General features: G+C 66.4%; 15 protein-coding genes. 4 read left to right on the plus strand and 11 right to left on the minus strand.

Features of this window, described 5'->3' with window-relative positions; translation table 11 throughout:
* Positions 1–2: 2 nt before the first annotated feature.
* The 6 genes from ACIPVK_RS16085 to ACIPVK_RS16110 all read right to left on the minus strand — a co-directional run bounded on the left by ACIPVK_RS16085 (position 3) and on the right by ACIPVK_RS16110 (position 8,181).
* On the minus strand, positions 3–1,286 hold the full coding sequence (locus ACIPVK_RS16085; protein ID WP_407612986.1) for an ABC transporter permease: 1,284 nt from the start codon (positions 1,284–1,286) through the stop codon (positions 3–5).
* Complete coding sequence (locus ACIPVK_RS16090; RefSeq protein WP_407613010.1) at positions 1,283–2,482, minus strand: ABC transporter permease; 1,200 nt, start codon at positions 2,480–2,482, stop codon at positions 1,283–1,285. The genes ACIPVK_RS16085 and ACIPVK_RS16090 overlap by 4 nt, the downstream gene beginning before the upstream one ends.
* Before the next feature lie 50 nt (positions 2,483–2,532).
* Positions 2,533–4,089, minus strand: coding sequence for an ABC transporter ATP-binding protein (locus ACIPVK_RS16095; protein WP_407612987.1), 1,557 nt, complete (start codon positions 4,087–4,089; stop codon positions 2,533–2,535).
* 206 nt (positions 4,090–4,295) lie between these two features.
* A complete protein-coding gene (locus ACIPVK_RS16100; RefSeq protein ID WP_407612988.1) occupies positions 4,296–5,390 on the minus strand; it encodes a BMP family protein in 1,095 nt (364 codons plus the stop codon).
* A 279-nt stretch (positions 5,391–5,669) separates the two neighbouring features.
* Positions 5,670–6,890, minus strand: coding sequence for an amidohydrolase (locus ACIPVK_RS16105; RefSeq protein ID WP_407612989.1), 1,221 nt, complete (start codon positions 6,888–6,890; stop codon positions 5,670–5,672).
* A 178-nt stretch (positions 6,891–7,068) separates the two neighbouring features.
* A complete protein-coding gene (locus ACIPVK_RS16110) occupies positions 7,069–8,181 on the minus strand; it encodes a mannose-1-phosphate guanylyltransferase (protein WP_407612990.1) in 1,113 nt (370 codons plus the stop codon).
* Between the two features lie 251 nt (positions 8,182–8,432).
* Here ACIPVK_RS16110 and sdhC point away from each other — a divergent pair, with 251 nt between their 5' ends.
* Genes sdhC through ACIPVK_RS16130 form a run of 4 tightly spaced genes read left to right on the plus strand, consistent with a single transcriptional unit; the run spans position 8,433 to position 11,906 of the window.
* A complete protein-coding gene (gene sdhC / locus ACIPVK_RS16115; protein ID WP_217388615.1) occupies positions 8,433–8,828 on the plus strand; it encodes a succinate dehydrogenase, cytochrome b556 subunit in 396 nt (131 codons plus the stop codon).
* Positions 8,829–8,831: 3 nt separating this feature from the next.
* A complete protein-coding gene (locus ACIPVK_RS16120; RefSeq protein ID WP_407612991.1) occupies positions 8,832–9,278 on the plus strand; it encodes a succinate dehydrogenase hydrophobic membrane anchor subunit in 447 nt (148 codons plus the stop codon).
* Between the two features lie 58 nt (positions 9,279–9,336).
* Positions 9,337–11,124 (plus strand): succinate dehydrogenase flavoprotein subunit, encoded by a 1,788-nt coding sequence (sdhA, locus tag ACIPVK_RS16125; RefSeq protein ID WP_407612992.1) that lies wholly within the window; start codon positions 9,337–9,339, stop codon positions 11,122–11,124.
* Positions 11,124–11,906, plus strand: a complete 783-nt coding sequence (locus tag ACIPVK_RS16130; RefSeq protein ID WP_407612993.1) for a succinate dehydrogenase iron-sulfur subunit — start codon at positions 11,124–11,126, stop codon at positions 11,904–11,906. The genes sdhA and ACIPVK_RS16130 overlap by 1 nt, the downstream gene beginning before the upstream one ends.
* Before the next feature lie 197 nt (positions 11,907–12,103).
* Here ACIPVK_RS16130 and ACIPVK_RS16135 read toward each other — a convergent pair whose 3' ends face one another.
* The 5 genes from ACIPVK_RS16135 to ACIPVK_RS16155 all read right to left on the minus strand — a co-directional run bounded on the left by ACIPVK_RS16135 (position 12,104) and on the right by ACIPVK_RS16155 (position 16,306).
* Positions 12,104–13,258, minus strand: a complete 1,155-nt coding sequence (locus ACIPVK_RS16135) for a YhjD/YihY/BrkB family envelope integrity protein (protein WP_407612994.1) — start codon at positions 13,256–13,258, stop codon at positions 12,104–12,106.
* The gene (locus ACIPVK_RS16140; protein ID WP_407612995.1) at positions 13,239–13,796 is read right to left on the minus strand and encodes a 2'-5' RNA ligase family protein; all 558 of its coding nucleotides are present in this window, start codon (positions 13,794–13,796) and stop codon (positions 13,239–13,241) included. Before ACIPVK_RS16140 ends, ACIPVK_RS16135 begins: the two co-directional genes overlap by 20 nt.
* Positions 13,797–13,798: 2 nt before the next feature.
* Positions 13,799–14,836, minus strand: coding sequence for a tryptophan--tRNA ligase (trpS, locus tag ACIPVK_RS16145; protein WP_407612996.1), 1,038 nt, complete (start codon positions 14,834–14,836; stop codon positions 13,799–13,801).
* 16 nt (positions 14,837–14,852) lie between these two features.
* Positions 14,853–15,599: an exodeoxyribonuclease III gene (locus ACIPVK_RS16150; RefSeq protein WP_407613011.1), complete on the minus strand. Its 747-nt coding sequence runs from the start codon at positions 15,597–15,599 to the stop codon at positions 14,853–14,855.
* 182 nt (positions 15,600–15,781) lie between these two features.
* Entirely contained in the window at positions 15,782–16,306 is a 525-nt protein-coding gene (locus ACIPVK_RS16155; protein WP_407612997.1) for a hypothetical protein, read from the minus strand.
* Positions 16,307–16,311: the final 5 nt, after the last annotated feature.

Below are 16,311 nucleotides of genomic sequence, written 5' to 3' on the forward strand. Positions count from 1 at the left end.
CCCTAGCCCTTCACGTAGGGTTCGCCGTCGGCGGCCGGGGCCCGGGACTTGCCGACCAGCCCGGCCACAGCGAAGACGGTGACCACGTAGGGCAGCATCGCCATGAACTGGCTGGGCACCGGGGTGCCGATGATGGTGAGGATCGACTGCAGGTTGTCGGCGAAGCCGAAGAGCAGTGCGGCGAAGAAGGCGCCGATCGGGTTCCAGCGCCCGAAGATCACCGCGGCCAGGGCGATGAAGCCGCGCCCGCCGGAGATTTCCTTGGTGAAGGAGTCGATGGCTACCAGGGTGAAGAACGAGCCGCCGATGCCGGCGATGGCCCCGCCGAGCACCACGTTGACGAAGCGGGTGGTGTTGACCTTGATGCCCAGGGTGTCCGCCGCCTTGGGGTGCTCGCCCACGGCGCGCACGCGCAGCCCCCAGCGGGTCTTGAACAGCCCGATCCACACGGCCGCGACGGCGATGTACATCAGGTAGCCCACGATGGACTGGCGGAAGAGGATCGGGCCGAGGATCGGGATGGCCGAGAGCACGGGGATCTCGATGACGCTCAGGCGGCCCGGGGAGTTGAAGAGCTCCGGGTCTTCCTGCATCACGGTGGTGAACAGGAAGCCGGTGATGCCCGAGACCAGGACGTTGAGCACCACGCCGACGATGATCTGGTTGACCACGTACTTGATGGAGAAGATCGCCAGCACCACGGAAACCAGGGCGCCGGCCACCGCGGCGGCGAGCAGGCCCAGCATCGGGCTGCCGGTCACCGAGGCGATGATCGCGGCGCTGAAGGCGCCTCCCAGAAGCTGGCCCTCGATGGCGATGTTGACCACGCCGGCGCGCTCGCACAGCACCCCGGAGAGCGAGCCGAAGACCAGCGGCACGGCCAGGGTCACCGAACCGGCAATCAGCCCGGCCAGGGAGATCTGCGGGGTGCGGGCGCCGGAGACGACCCAGACCAGGAACGCGAAGATGAACAACGCGGCAAAGACCAGCGGCACCCAGGCCGGGGTCGGGCGGTGCTCGCGCGCCAGGAAGATCGAGTACCCGGCCAGCACGCACATGCCCAGGCCCAGCACGATTCCGGTGGCGATGCCCGGGACCACCAGGTCGGGCAGGGTGAAGACGTCGCCGCCGGTGGAGATGCCGAAGGTGGCGCTCTGCGCGGAGCCGCCGAAGCCGAAGAACACCAGCGCGAGCAGTCCGATCACGGAAAGCATGATGGGGGTCTTCCAGGCCACCGGCGCATGCACCAGGGCCTTGGTGGACAGGGTTGGGGCCGGCGCGCTCATGCGCCACCTCCTTGGCTGGCAGGTGCAGCGGGCGCTGGCGCCACGTGCTTGGGCGGCTTGGTCTTCGACTTGCGGTTCAGCCCGAACATGGCGCGCACCAAGGGAGGCGCGGCAATGAAGAGCACGATCAACGACTGGACGACCAGGACGATGTCGATGGGGGTCCCGGTGGAGATCTGCATGGTCACCGCCCCGGCGCGGAAGGCGCCGAAGAGCAGGCCGGCCAGGAAGGTGCCCCACGGGGTGGAGCGGCCCAGCAGCGCCACGGTGATCGCGTCAAAGCCCAGCGACGCGGCAATGCCCGCGGTGAGCACCTTTTCGGTGCCCGCCACCTGGGCGACGCCGGCGGCCCCGGCCAGCGCGCCGGCGATGGCCATGACCAGGATGGTGGAGCGCGCCACGTTGACCCCGGCGGTGCGGGCCGCGGCGGCGTTGGCGCCCACCGCGCGGAACTCGAAGCCGATGGTGGAGCGCTTCAGGATCCAGGAGACCAGGAGGGTCAGGGCGATGGCCGTGACGAAGCCCAGGTGCAGGCGGGATCCCGGCAGTGCCGGGAAGACCGCGCTGGGATCCAGGATCGGGGAAATCGGGTTGGTCTCCCCCGGGCGCTGGAACGCCTTGGTGTTCAGCAGGAAGTCCAGGAAGTACAGGGCAACGTAGTTGAACATGATCGTGAGGATCACCTCGTGGGCGCCGGTGCGGGCCTTGAGCAGGCCCACCAGACCGCCCCAGACGGCGCCGCCGATGACGCCCATGAGGATCACCAGCAGCAGGTGCAGGCCGAAGGGCAGGTGCCAGGCGAAGCCGGCGTAGGAGGCCATGATGGCACCGATGATGATCTGGCCCTGGGCACCGATGTTGAACAGCCCGGCGCGGAAGGCCAGGGCGACGCCCAGGCCGGCGCAGATCAGCGGGGTGGAAACCGTGAGGGTTTCCAGGAACGGTTCGAAGCCCTGGCGCGAGTTGTAGATCGAGCCCCGGAAGAGCGAGACGTAGGAGTCGGTGCCCGCCGCCCACAGCGCGGAGAAGAAGTCCGAGGGGCGGGAGAAGAGGTAGCCGGCGGTCGTGGAGACCTTGGGGTCGGTGGCCGCGATCAGCAGGCCGCCGAGCACCAGGGCCACGATGACGGCCAGGACCGAGACGAGCCCGGGGCCCTGGGTGATCCTGGTCCAGATGTCCTGCCGGCGCTCGTCGATGGTGTTGGCGTGGGTCGGTGGCGGGCTGCCCGGGGATAGTTCGCTCTGGCTCACGCGAAGTCTCCTTCCATGTCGTCGGGGGTGTCCTGGTGCGCTTTTTCGGCTTCCGTCGGCGAGACGCCGGCCATCATCAGGCCCAGCACATCGCGCGGGGTGTCGGCATCCACGATGCCGATGAGCCGTCCCTTGTAGAGCACGGCGATGCGGTCGGCGAGCTGGAGCACCTCGTCGAGCTCGGTGGACACGATCATCACCGGGGTGCCGCCGTCGCGTTCGGCCAGGATGCGGCGGTGGAGGAACTCGATGGAGCCCACGTCGACGCCGCGGGTCGGCTGGGAGGCGATGAACAGGCGCAGCGGGCGGGACAGCTCGCGGGCCATCACGACCTTTTGCTGGTTGCCGCCCGAGAGCGAGGAGGCGAGGTTCTCGGCCGAGGGGGTGCGCACGTCGAATTCGGCGACCCGGGAGGCGGCGTTCTTCGCGACCTCCGCAGGGCGCATCGAAATGCCCTTGGCGAAGGGTGCCTTGTCGTAGAGGTCGAGGACGAGGTTTTCGGCGATGCTGAAATCCGGGACCAGTCCGTCGACGGTGCGGTCCTCGGGCACGAAGCCGATGCCCGAGCCCAGGATCTGCTTGACGCTGCGGCCCAGCAGTTCCTTGCCCTCCAGCGTGATGGATCCGGCGACACGGTCCTGGATGCCCAGGATCGCCTCGGTGAGTTCGGTCTGCCCGTTGCCCTGGACCCCGGCAATGGCCAGGATCTCTCCGCGGCGGATCTCGAAGCTCAAGTCGTCCACCACGCGTTGGCCGGTGGCGGAGGTGACGGTGAGGTTCTTGACCTTGAAGGTCGCCTCGCCGGGGTTGGCCGGGTCCTTGTCCATGGTCAGCTTGACCTCGCGGCCCACCATCATGGAGGCCAGCTCGGTGGTCTCGGCATCGGGCGGGGCATCGCCCACGACGCGGCCGCGGCGGATCACCGTGATGACGTCGGAGACGGCCTTGACCTCGCGCAGCTTGTGCGAGATGAAGACGATGGAGGTGCCGTTGGCCTTGAGCTGGCGCATGATGTCCAGCAGCTCGTCGGTTTCCTGCGGGGTCAGCACCGCGGTGGGCTCGTCGAGGATCAGCACCTCGGCGTTGCGCACCAGGGCCTTGATGATTTCCACGCGCTGCTGCACGCCCACCGGCAGGTCCTCGACCAGGGCGTCGGGGTCGACGTCGAAGCCGTACTTGTCGGAAATTTCGCGGATCTTCTTCCGGGTGACCTCCAGGTCGAGGAAGCCTCCGGCCTTCGTGGACTCGGCGCCCAGGGCGACGTTTTCGGCCACGGTGAAGACGGGGACCAGCATGAAGTGCTGGTGCACCATGCCGATGCCGGCGGCCATGGCATCGCCCGGGCCGCGGAAGGAAACGGGCTTGCCGTCCACGAGGATGCGTCCGGCCGTCGGCTCGTAGAGGCCGTAGAGCACGTTCATCAGCGTTGACTTGCCGGCACCGTTTTCGCCGAGCAGGCAGTGGATCTGCCCCTCTTCGACGACGAGGTCGATGTCCTCATTGGCGTAGAACGATCCAAACGCCTTGGAGATTCCTTGGAGTTCGAGTTTCACGACACCACCATTCTTGGTTGTCAGATACCGGAGGGCGACCCCGTGGGGCCCTCCCGCCGCATTGCCGGTGCCGGCTGGTTCCAAGACTAAGCAGGCCAACGGCGCACCGCCAGCCCCCGCCTGGTTCCCACGCGAGGTGGGTGGTGCAGGGGGCCGGCAGCGCGCCGCGTGGTAGCCGAGCCTGGAACCCGCCGGGTGGGCGGGGGCTAGGACTTGGGGCTGGCCTGGGATTCGACCTTGATCGAACCGTCGATGATGCCTGCCTTCAGGGCCTCGAGCTCGGCCTTGGTCTCGGCGGAGACCTTGGAGTCGAAGTTGTGGAACGGTGCCAGGGCGACACCGGTGTTTTCCAGGGTTCCGACGTAGGCGGTGTTGTCGAACGTGCCGGCCTTGTCGTCGGTGACGACCTTCTCGACGGCGGTGTCCATGGTCTTGATGACCGAGGTCAGCATGATGTCCTTGTAGTCCGGAGCGGTCAGGAACCCGTCGGAGTCGACCCACACCAGTGACGCGGACTTGCCCGAGGCGTTGGCGGCCTTCACGGCAGCGCCGGCGCCCTTGCCGACCGGACCGGCCACGGGCATGATGACGTCCGCACCCTGGTTGATGAAGTTGGTGGTGACCTGCTTGCCCTTGTCCTGCTTCTCGAAGTCGCCGGTGAAGGTGCCGTCCTGCTTGGACTTGTCCCAGCCCAGCAGCTTCACGTCCTTGCCCTTGTCGGCGTTGTACTTGTCGACGCCGTCGGCAAAGCCGTCCATGAAGATGGTCACGGTCGGGATCTTGATGCCGCCGAAGGTGGCGACCGATCCGGTCTTGGACTGGGCGGCCGCGGCGTAGCCGGCCAGGTAGGCGGCCTGGGCCGTGTCGTACACGATCGGCTTGACGTTGGCGATCGGCTTGTCGTAGGTGAAGTCGACGATGGCGAAGTGCTTGTCCGGGTTCGCCTCGGCGGCGGCCTTGGTGGCGTCGCCCAGCAGGAAGCCGATGGTGAGGGTCAGGTTGCAGTCCGCCGCCATCATGCCGTTGATGTTGGTGGCGAAGTCGGAGTTGGCCTTGGACTCGGCGCTCTTGGGGGTGAATCCAAGGTCCTTGCCGGCCTGGGTCAGGCCGCGGTAGGAGGATTCGTTGAAGGACTGGTCGTCGAATCCGCCGGAGTCGGAGACGATGCAGCCCAGGTAGTCCGAGGACGCGTCCGGCCCGCCGTTGCCTTCCTCGGGTGCCGCGCCGCAGGCGGACAGGACGAGTGCGGAAATGCCGAGCACGGCAGCAGCCATACCGGTCTTGCGCTTGATGGTGCGCATAGGGATTACCTCCATATAGTTACGAGCTACAAGTTACCGCGGCCCGAATTCCCCCCAAGTTGCCCGGCGGGAATCCATGCCCACGATCGGTGGTGCACTGCCGCCGGCGACCGGTGGTGCCGGCATGAATTCGCGACTCCCCCGCGACCCTGCCCGGACCCAATAATGTGGGGCGGGGCACGTTCGGAAAGAACGGCTTCACAACCACATAGCCTAACCTGTAAAACGCTTAACGTATGGACGAAATATGTTACAACCAGATAACTCTAGGACTCGGGGTTACTCTCCGGTAGCCATTTTCAGCTGGGCAATCGCCCGCACCGCCGCGGCCGCCATGACCGTCACGCCCACCTCGATGGCCGACTCGTCGGGGATGTAGTCCCCGCGGTGCAGGTCGTAGTCCTCCCCGCCGGGGGTGCGTGTGCCCAGGCGCATCATGGCGCCGGGCACCTTGCTGGTCATCCAGGCAAAGTCCTCCCCGCCCATGGACTGCGGGGTCAGCACGATGGCGGACGAGCCGATCTCGGCACGCGCCGAATCCTCGATGAGGTCGGTTTCCTCCTCGGTGTTGATGACCGGGGGCACGCCGCGGATGTGTTCGAGCTTGACCTCCACTCCGTAGGGGCTCGCCACCTGGCGCACCACCTCGTCCAGCAGGTCGCCCGCGCCTTCCCAGGCCTCGCCGTCCAGGCAGCGCATGGTGCCGGCCAGGTAGCCGGTGGCAGGGATCGCGTTGGGGGCGCTGCCGGCGTGGATCTGGCCCCAGACCACCGAGACCGCGCTGCGCACGTCGATGCGCCGGCCCAGGACCGCCGGGACGTTGGTGGCGATCTGGCTCATGGCGAAGACCAGGTCCTCGGTCAGGTGCGGGCGGGAGGTGTGCCCGCCGCGGCCGGTCAGCTCGATCTTGATGGTGTCGGACGCACTGGTGATCGCGCCGATGCGGGTGCCGATCTTTCCGGCGTCGATGCGCGGCTCGCAGTGCAGGGCCAGGATGCGCGGGACCTCGTCCAGCACGCCCGCGGCAATGACCGTCAGGGCGCCGCCGGGCATCTTCTCCTCGGCGGGCTGGAAGATCACGCGGACCCTCGCGCCGAGGGGCGTTTCGTCGTCGATGGCCTTGAGCACCTTGGCCACGCCGAGCATCACGGTGGTGTGGATGTCGTGTCCGCAGGAGTGCGCGACCCCGTCCACCACCGAGGCGTAGTCCAGCCCGGTTTCCTCCAGGATCGGCAGCGCATCGATGTCGGCGCGCAGCCCCAGGGCGATCGGCCCCTCCCCGATGTCCACGTAGGCGCCGGTTTCCTCCAGGGCAACGGGGTCCAGGCCCACGTCGCGCAGCCGGGTGAGGATGCGTTCGGTCGTCTTGTATTCGGCGAACGAGAGTTCCGGATTTGCATGGACCTCTCGACGGAACGCCACCAGCTCGTCAACCAGGGGCGTGACCCAGGGCTTGACGGAAGGCAGTTTCAGGTCTTCATTGATACTCGTGCGCACCATACCGACAATACGCGTTGGGACCTGAGCTTGTGCAGTCCGCTTCGAATTGTTGCCCCGCTCACTTCCACCTCTTTTAACCGGCCCCCGTTCCCGCCGGCAAAAAATGCCCCGCGGCAAGCGCTGGACCAGCGCCGCCGACGGGGCATCTTCGGGAGGTCCGGCCTTCCGGACCGCCTTCCTACAGGACGTCGACGATGCCCTCTTCCTTGAGCTTTTCGACGGTGCTCTTCACCGACTGGGCGTGCTCCTTGGTGGTGACCAGCAGCGCATCGGGCGTGTCGACGACGACCACGTCGTGGATGCCGATCAATGCGATCACCCGCTTGGAGTCGGTGACCACCACGCCGGTGGCGTTGTCCGAATACACGCGCGGGTTGGCGCCGACCACGGTGACGCCGGTCTTCTCGCTGGCGGGGTTCAGCCGGCCGATGGCGGCGAAGTCCCCCACGTCGTCCCAGTTGAACACCCCGGGGATCACCGCGACGTCCCCGGCCGCGGCGGCGGGTTCGGCCACGGCGTAGTCGATGGCGATCTTGGGCAGCGTCGGCCAGATGCGGTCGATGGTCGCCACGCGGTCCCCGGTTTCCCAGGCGGCGGCGATTTCCATCAGGCCCGCGTGCAGTTCCGGCTGGCTGCGCTGCAGGTGCTCAAGCATCAGCGACACCGGGGCGACGAACATGCCGGCGTTCCACAGGTAGCCGCCGTCGGCCAGGTAGCGGCGGGCGGTGTCCTCGTCGGGCTTCTCCACGAACTCGACCACGTCGCGTGCCGTGGGTGCGCCGGAGATCTCCATCCGCTCCCCCGCCCGGATGTAGCCGAAGCCGGTGGAGGGCAGGGTCGGGCGGATGCCGATGGTGACGATCTTGCCGGTGGCCGCGGTGTGGATGGCCTCGCGCACGGCCTCCTGGAAGACCTCGACCGGGACGATCACCTGGTCGGCGGCGAAGGAACCCATGATGGTCTCGGGGTTGCGCAGGTAGAGGATCGCCGCGGCCAGGCCGATGGCGGCCGCGGAGTCCTTGGGGTCCGGCTCGAGAACGAGGTTCAGGTCCTCGAGCTCGGGCAATTGCGCCAGCACCGCGGTGCGGTGCGCACGTCCCGTGACCACCATGATGTTGTCGCCCGCCAGCGGGATCAGCCGCTCGTAGGTGGCGCGGATCAGGGTTGATCCGGACCCGGTCAGGTCGTGGAGGAATTTCGGGGCGGCGGCGCGCGAGAGCGGCCACAGTCGGGTGCCGACACCACCGGCAGGGATGACCCCGTGGAATCGTGCCAAGAGTTCAGCGTTCATCCGACTAAGGCTAGTGGATGAACCCCAAGAATGCGGTGTCGGGCGCCCATGAAATAGGGCATTGAAATCTATTGTATTTCGCGTATTTCCCGGATGTTTAGACGATCCGCCCTTTCATCCGGTGACCCTACTCACAAGGGCTGCGCAAAGAATGGGCACCCCCGTCCAAGGTGGTCTAAGATCGGGCAAGGAACGCTCGCACCAAGGCGTCAATTTATTGTGTGGAAGATACACATGCGCCCTTGCGAGCCATGGAGGTTAATTCAGTGTCGAAGGCTTCGTCAGGCACCCTCTACCGCGGCCATGAAGGCATGTGGTCTTGGGTGGGGCACCGCGTAACGGGTGTCGTAATATTCTTATTCCTTTTGGTTCACGTGCTCGATACGTCCCTGGTCCGGGTTTCCCCGGGTGCCTATGACGCCGTCATGTCCACCTACAAGAACCCGCTGATGGCACTGGGCGAAACCGCTCTGGTCGCCGCCATCGTCTTCCACGCGTTCAACGGCTTGCGCCTGATCCTGGTCGACTTCTGGAAGTCGGGAACCAAGTACCACCGCCAGATGCTCTGGGGCGTTTTGGCCCTCTGGGTCATCACCATGGTGGCATTCTCCATCCGCCACCTGTCACTCGCCTTTGGAGGTCACTAACCCATGTCGGCAGATATCGCTGCACCCCGCAGCCAGCGCATCGATCCGAAGTACAACCGCGCCAACAAGTCCCGCGGCAGCTTCGAAATGGTCGCATGGCTCTTCATGCGCCTCTCCGGCGTCGCCCTGGTCGTCCTGATCTTCGGGCACCTCTTCGCCAACCTCATGGTCGGCGAGGGCATCAACGCCATCGACTTCGGCTTCGTGGCCGGCAAGTGGGCCGACCCGGTCTGGCAGTTCTGGGACCTGGCAATGCTCTGGTTGGCCATGCTGCACGGCACCAACGGCGTGCGCACCATCATCAACGACTACGCCGAGAAGCCCGCCACCCGCGTGTGGCTCAAGGGCATCCTCTACGTCGCGACCGTTGTCATCGTCGTCCTGGGCACCCTGGTGATCTTCACCTTCGATCCTTGCATCGCCGGTAACTCCATCCCGGCTTGCCAGTAATCTTCGGCTCCCCGTTCGTTCGCTGAAGCAGAGAATTCAAGAAAAGAGAGCATCAGGTATGCAGGTACACAAGTACGACGTCGTGATCGTCGGAGCAGGCGGCGCAGGCATGCGCGCGGCCATCGAATCCGGCCAGCGCGCACGTACGGCCGTTCTCACCAAGCTTTACCCAACCCGTTCGCACACCGGTGCAGCGCAGGGTGGCATGTGTGCGGCCTTGGCCAACGTAGAAGAAGACAACTGGGAATGGCACACCTTTGACACCGTCAAGGGCGGGGACTACCTGGTTGACCAGGACGCCGCCGAGGTCATGGCGAAGGAAGCCATCGACGCGGTGCTCGACCTGGAAAAGATGGGTCTGCCGTTCAACCGCACCCCGGAAGGCAAGATCGACCAGCGCCGCTTCGGCGGCCACACCCGCGACCACGGCAAGGCCGCCGTGCGCCGCGCGTGCTACGCAGCGGACCGCACCGGACACATGATCCTGCAGACGCTGTACCAAAACTGCGTCAAGCACAACGTCGAGTTCTACAACGAGTACTACGTCCTGGACATGCTCATGGTTGAGGAGGATGCCTTCCGCGAGGACGGCACCGCCTACAAGCAGAAGCGCGTTGCAGGCGTGGTCTCCTACGACCTGGCCACCGGCGAACTCCACGTCTTCCAGGCCAAGTCCGTTGTCTTCGCCACCGGCGGAGCCGGCAAGGTCTTCAAGACCACCTCGAACGCCCACACCCTCACCGGCGACGGCATGGGCATCGCGTTCCGCAAGGGCATCCCGCTCGAGGACATGGAATTCGTGCAGTTCCACCCGACCGGCCTTGCCGGACTGGGCATCCTGCTCTCCGAGGCAGCCCGTGGCGAAGGCGCCATCCTGCGAAACTCGGAAGGTGAGCGCTTCATGGAGCGCTACGCCCCCACCATCAAGGACCTCGCACCGCGTGACATCGTCGCCCGGTCGATGGCCAACGAGGTGCGCGAAGGCCGCGGCTGCGGCCCGAACAAGGACTACGTCCTGCTCGACCTGACGCACCTGGAGCCGGCGCACATCGACGCCAAGCTCCCGGACATCACCGAGTTCGCCCGCACCTACCTGGGTGTCGAGCCGTACACCGACCCGGTGCCGGTCTTCCCGACCGCGCACTACGTCATGGGCGGCATCCCGACCAACATCGACGCCGAGGTCCTGCAGGACAACGACACCGTGATCCCGGGCCTCTTCGCCGCCGGCGAGGTCGCCTGCGTTTCGGTGCACGGCTCCAACCGCCTGGGCACCAACTCGCTGCTGGACATCAACGTGTTCGGCAAGCGCGCCGGCATCTCCGCGGCCAAGTACGCCCTGGGCGCCGAGTTCGTCGAGCTTCCCGAGGATCCGGAGAAGTTCACCACGGACCAGATCGATGCCATGATCAACTCCACCGGAACCGAGCGCGTCGCAGTACTGCGCAAGGAACTGCAGGACATCATGGACGCCAACGTCCAGGTGTTCCGCGACAAGGACTCGCTGAACCGGGCACTCGAGGTCATCGAGGAACTGCGCGAGCGCTACAAGAACGTATCGGTCCAGGACAAGGGCAAGCGTTTCAACCTTGACCTGCTCGAGGCCATCGAGCTTGGCTTCCTGCTGGACATGGCCGAGGTCATGACCGCGGCCGCCATGCACCGCAAGGAATCCCGCGGCGGTCACTACCGCGAGGACTTCCCGAACCGCGACGACGAGAACTTCATGAAGCACTCGATGTCGTACCGCGATGCAGCGGCCACCACCGAGGGCATCTCCGGGATCCGCATGGAAACCAAGCCCGTTATCTTCACCCGTTACCAGCCGATGGAGCGTAAGTACTAATGAGCACGGAACTTCCCGAACCAGCCTCGAAGATTGAGCTGAAGCCCGGAGTTGGCGGCGGCGGAGAAATTCCGCAGTTCAACATCACCTTGCGCGTTCGCCGGTACCTGCCGGAGACGACCGCGGACGCCTACTGGGAAGACTTTGAGCTGACCATGTACGGCACCGACCGCGTGCTGGACGCCCTGCACAAGGTCAAGTGGGACCACGACGGTTCGCTGTCCTTCCGCCGTTCCTGCGCCCACGGCGTCTGCGGCTCCGATGCCATGCGCATCAACGGCCGCAACCGCCTGGCCTGCAAGACCCTGCTCAAGGACCTGGACCACTCCAAGCCGATCACCGTTGAAGCCATCAAGGGCCTGCCCCTTGAAAAGGACCTCATCGTCGACATGGAGCCGTTCTTCCAGTCCTACCGCGAGATCATGCCGTTCCTGATCAACAAGGACCACGAGCCCTCGGGCGAGCGGTACCAGTCGGCAGAGGACCACGCCAAGTTCGAGGACACCACCAAGTGCATCCTCTGCGCCGCGTGCACCTCCTCCTGCCCGGTGTTCTGGACCGATGGCCAGTACTTCGGCCCGGCGGCAATCGTCAACGCGCACCGCTTCATCTTCGACTCGCGCGACGATTCGGGCGACATGCGCTTGGAGATCCTGAACGACAAGGAAGGCGTGTGGCGCTGCCGCACCACCTTCAACTGCACCGAAGCATGCCCGCGTGGCATCCAGGTGACCCAGGCTATCGCCGAGGTCAAGCAGGCCATCCTGGCCCGTTCCATCTAGTCTCCGACTAGGCCCCGTGTGGCCCGGTTTCCCTTGCGGGAAGCCGGGCCACACTGCTTTAAGGACTCCTCGGTATCCCGTGCTTGCAGGTTCGGGCCATCCGGGCGGACCCCTCGGGCGCGGGAACCGTGGCAAGGGCGGTCAAGCAACACCCAGCCGGTTGGGAAATCAGGGAAAGCAGTCCCGGTGCCCGCCGCCTAGGACCGTGGGGCCCGGGTCCGCGCCAGGTCCGCCGCGCGCACCGCGACCACGGCGGCGGAGAGCAGGTACACCTGGCTGAGCAGGTTGAACCAGACAAACAGCCCCAGGATCACCGCAAAGGGCGCCAGCAGCACGTTGCTGGTCAGCGAGGCCAGCAACATGGCCGAGAGGAAACGCAGGACCGCTGCCACCGAACCGGCCAGCAACACCCCTGCCGCCAGGCCCCCCTCGATCACCTTCGCCCGCGAGGCGACGCGCAGCAGGATCCAGGCCGTGGCGCAATCCAGGGCGAACATGGCCACCAGGAAGGCCACGCGGGTCAGCGCGTTGCTCCACCAGCCGTTGAGCTGGAGCAGGTGGGCCAGGGAATCGAGCAGCGAGGAGCTGGCCAGCGCCAGGGCGCTGGAGGCGATCAGGGCCACGGCCAGGGCGACCAGAAGCAGGGCGTCGCGAAGCCTGGAGACCACCGGGTTGGACCGGTCCCGGTTCAGGCCGAAGATGGTGCGGATGCCCTCGCGCAGCCCGGACAGCCACCCCAGCGAGGTCAGCACCAGGGCCACCAGGGAGACCACCAGGGTGATCCCGAAGCTGCGCAACCCCAGCAACTGCTCCGGTTTGGCCAGTCCCCCGTGGCCCGTGTCGATCAGCCCGGGCGTGCTGGCGGCGACCATGTCGATCACGCCGTCGCGCAGCACCGGGTTGTCGCTGGCAAACAGGCCCAACATCGCAAACCCCGCCACGAGCATCGCGGCGATGGAGAAGAACATCCGGTAGGCGCTGCCGGCGGCCAGCAGCGGGCCGCGGCGGCGGATGTACAGGTTCCACACGCGCATCGGGTAGAGCGCGTAGAACCTGGCCGTGAGCAGGATGCACAGGGCCTTGAGGCGCAGCCAGGGCGTGCCCGAGGCGCGCACGGCATAAAGTTCCTGGGCCTTGAGCCGGATGAACGAGCGAAGCGCCCGCGGGTCCAAGGGGGAGGGCGGGGCCACGACGGCGGCACCGACAAAGCGGCGGGCCACCACGCCCGGGGCCCGGGTCCCCGTTTCCTCGGCGACGGGGTCGAAGGAAGTACCGGCGGAACCGGCGGGTTGGACGTCTTCGGCAGCGTCCCACGCCGGCGTCTTGGCGCCCTTAGCGCGTCGGCCCGCCAAGGCCCAGCTCCTCACGAAGCGACCAGGCACCGGTGGAATCAATGCCAAAGAGGCCGATGGAATCCACGGTGAAGCTCATGGTTTCGTCCTTGAGCTCTTCCTGGGCCAGGTCCATGGCCGAGTCGTCGGCCTCGTGGGCGATCGTGAGGTGCGGCCGGTAGCCATAGCTCACCTCGTGCCGCATCGGGCCGGCCAGCAGCTCGTCGTGCAGCTTCCCGCAGGCCTCGGCGCCCTCCTCGACGTTCAGGTACACCACCGGGGTGATGGGCCTGAAGGTCCCGGTGCCATGCAGGCGCACGGTAAAGGAGGAGGCGCGGGCGGCGACCTGGTGGACGTGCCTCGCCGCGGCATCCCAGTCGGTGGTGGAGCCGGAGACCAGGGTGATGTGCGGTGCAATGCGTGCCGATAGTTCCCCGCCGTAGCGCTGGCGCCAGGCACGCAGCGTGTCCTCCAGGGGGGACGGGATCTCGATGACGACCCCCAGCGGCGTCGCCTCTGCGACGTCGCTGCCGGTCATCTCCCCCGCCGTGGTGCCCATTTCTAGCGGATCCCTCCCAGGGGAGCCATGAAGCCAACGCGCTCGTAGACATCGGCGAGCGTCTTGGAGGCGACCTCGCGGGCCTTGTGGGCGCCGGCCGCCAGGATGGAGTCCAGCTCGGCCGGGTCCTGGAGAAGTTCCAGCGTGCGCGTGCGGACCGGGGTCAGCGCCTCGACGACGGCGTCCGCCACCGCCACCTTCAGGTGGCCGTACATCTTGCCCTCGAACTCGTTGACCAGCGCCGGGATCGGGGTCCCCGTCACGGCCGAGAGGATCTCCAGCAGGTTGGTCACCCCGGGCTTGTTGGCCCGGTCGTGGGCCACGACGGTGTCGGCGTCGGTGACGGCGGACTTGATGCGCTTGGCGACGGTCTTGGGCGCGTCCAGGATGTTGATCAGGCCGTTGGGGCTGGAAGCGGACTTGGACATCTTGGAGGTCGGGGCCTGCAGGTCGTAGATGCGCGCGCCCTCCTTCTGGATGAAGGCCTCCGGCACCACGAAGGTCTCGCCAAAGCGGTGGTTGAAGCGGGTGGCCAGGTCGCGGGCCAGTTCCACGTGCTGGCGCTGGTCATCGCCCACCGGGACGCCCTGGGGCTGGTACAGGAGGATGTCCGCGGCCATGAGCACCGGGTAGGTGAACAGGCCCACCGAGGCGACGTCCGCGCCGCCCTTGGAGCTCTTGTCCTTGAACTGCGTCATCCGGCTGGCCTCGCCGAAGCCGGTGATGCAGTTCAGCACCCAGGCCAGCTGCGCGTGCTCGGGTACCTGGGACTGGACGAAGAGCGTGGACTTCTCCAGGTCGATGCCGCCGGCGATGTACTGCGCGGCGGTGACCCGGGTGCGGTTGCGCAACTCGGCCGGATCCTGCGGCACCGTGATGGCGTGCATGTCCGGGATGAAGAAGAAGGCGTCGTAGTCGTCCTGGGCCTTGACCCAGTTGACCAGGGCGCCCAGGTAGTTGCCCAGGTGCAGGGAGTCGGCCGAGGGTTGCATGCCCGACAGGACGCGCGGACGGGTGGTGGTGGCCAGTGTTTCGCTCATGCGTTGGATGGGTCCTTTAGAACTGGTAGTCGACGACCAGCGGAGCATGGTCGGAGAAGCGCACGTCGTAGCTGGATGCGCGGTCAACATGGGACTTGACGGCCTTCTCAGCGAGCCGAGGGGTGGCCATGTGGTAGTCGATGCGCCACCCGGCGTCGTTGTCGAAGGCCTGCCCGCGGAAGGACCACCAGGTGTAGGGACCCTGCGCGTCGGGGCCGGCCAGTTCGCGTGCCACGTCTTTGTACCCGATCTCGGCGCCGAAGAATCCGTCGAAGTAGGCGATTTCCTCGTCCATCACGCCGGCGCGCTTATTATGGTTTGGCTTCCAGTTCTTGATGTCCTTCTCGGTGTGCACGACGTTTAGATCGCCCACCACCAGCACATGGTCCTTCTCGTTCTTCAGCTCGACCAGGCGCACATTCATGCGCTCGAGGAAACGGTACTTGTCTTCCTGCTTCTGGGTGCCCAGCTCGCCGGAGTGCACGTAGGCGGAGACGACGCACAGCGTGCTGCCGTCCTCCATGGTGAAGTCCGCTTCCACCCAGCGCCCGGACTCGGCGAAGTACTCCTCGCCGATGTGCCCGCGCACGGCGGTTGGCTCGGCACGCGAAAGCACCGCGACCCCGGCGCGACCCTTGTCCTTGGCTTCGGCGTGCAGCATGTGCCAGCCCTCGCCAATCAGCTCGCGCACGATTGCATCCGGCGCGCGCACCTCCTGCAGGCAAAGGATGTCCGTGTCGCGGGCTTCGATCCAGTCGGCCATGTTTCGCTTGTAGGCAGCACGGATGCCGTTGACGTTCACCGAGGCAACGCGCACCGCACGCTCGGACTTGGCCAGGATCTCTTCTGAGGTAGGTATCACGCCATCCACCTTATCGATATTTGTTCATGGGTTGTCGCCGGCAGCGCCGGGGGTGTCGCCGCGCCGCCGGCGGCTGGGGAAATCTAGTCGATGACCTCGCCGGTCATGGGCTCGCCGCGGCCGGAGGGCTTCATCATGTCGCGGGCATTGGAGGCCGTGATCTCGATGGTTTCCAGGGCGCGGTCAACCATGCCGGCGGCGTCCTCGCCGTTCTGGGCCCGGTACTCGTTCACGACGCCGACCTGCACTTGGATGATCTTGAAGGAGTGGTCCAGTTTCAGGTCGCGGTTGCGCGTTGCCTCGTCCATGACGACGGTGCCGGCGCTCGGGGCACCCTGGCCGCGTGTGGCCGCAGCCGCGGTGGCGGCCTTCAGCTGGCTGGTCATCTTCGCCGCGCCGCGCCTGAGCCCGAAGACCAGGAACGCCGAAAGCAGCAGCCACCCCAGCGAAATCACCACGACGAGCCAGCCGATGACGTCGTTCTGGTTGGCGGCGAAGACGACGGCCACCAGGAAGATCGTGACCATGACGGCCAAGGAGAGCGTCGAGGCGTTGATGGTGATTTTTTTGCCCTGCGCGGGGGCCGATTTACTACCGAGGGGTTCCATGTTCA

It is taken from the genome of Paeniglutamicibacter sp. MACA_103 (assembly GCF_045798555.1).
In the GTDB taxonomy this organism is placed as follows: domain Bacteria; phylum Actinomycetota; class Actinomycetes; order Actinomycetales; family Micrococcaceae; genus Paeniglutamicibacter.

Bases quoted from the DNA above. Each gene is read 5' to 3' on its own strand.
- ACIPVK_RS16085 (WP_407612986.1), bottom strand. From the start codon at position 1,286: ATGAGCGCGCCGGCCCCAACCCTGTCCACCAAGGCCCTGGTGCATGCG.
- ACIPVK_RS16100 (WP_407612988.1), bottom strand. From the start codon at position 5,390: ATGCGCACCATCAAGCGCAAGACCGGTATGGCTGCTGCCGTGCTCGGC.
- ACIPVK_RS16105 (WP_407612989.1), bottom strand. From the start codon at position 6,890: ATGGTGCGCACGAGTATCAATGAAGACCTGAAACTGCCTTCCGTCAAG.
- ACIPVK_RS16110 (WP_407612990.1), bottom strand. From the start codon at position 8,181: ATGAACGCTGAACTCTTGGCACGATTCCACGGGGTCATCCCTGCCGGT.
- sdhC (WP_217388615.1), top strand. From the start codon at position 8,433: ATGGAGGTTAATTCAGTGTCGAAGGCTTCGTCAGGCACCCTCTACCGC.
- ACIPVK_RS16120 (WP_407612991.1), top strand. From the start codon at position 8,832: ATGTCGGCAGATATCGCTGCACCCCGCAGCCAGCGCATCGATCCGAAG.
- sdhA (WP_407612992.1), top strand. From the start codon at position 9,337: ATGCAGGTACACAAGTACGACGTCGTGATCGTCGGAGCAGGCGGCGCA.
- ACIPVK_RS16130 (WP_407612993.1), top strand. From the start codon at position 11,124: ATGAGCACGGAACTTCCCGAACCAGCCTCGAAGATTGAGCTGAAGCCC.
- ACIPVK_RS16140 (WP_407612995.1), bottom strand. From the start codon at position 13,796: ATGGGCACCACGGCGGGGGAGATGACCGGCAGCGACGTCGCAGAGGCG.
- trpS (WP_407612996.1), bottom strand. From the start codon at position 14,836: ATGAGCGAAACACTGGCCACCACCACCCGTCCGCGCGTCCTGTCGGGC.
- ACIPVK_RS16150 (WP_407613011.1), bottom strand. From the start codon at position 15,599: ATGGCCGACTGGATCGAAGCCCGCGACACGGACATCCTTTGCCTGCAG.
- ACIPVK_RS16155 (WP_407612997.1), bottom strand. From the start codon at position 16,306: ATGGAACCCCTCGGTAGTAAATCGGCCCCCGCGCAGGGCAAAAAAATC.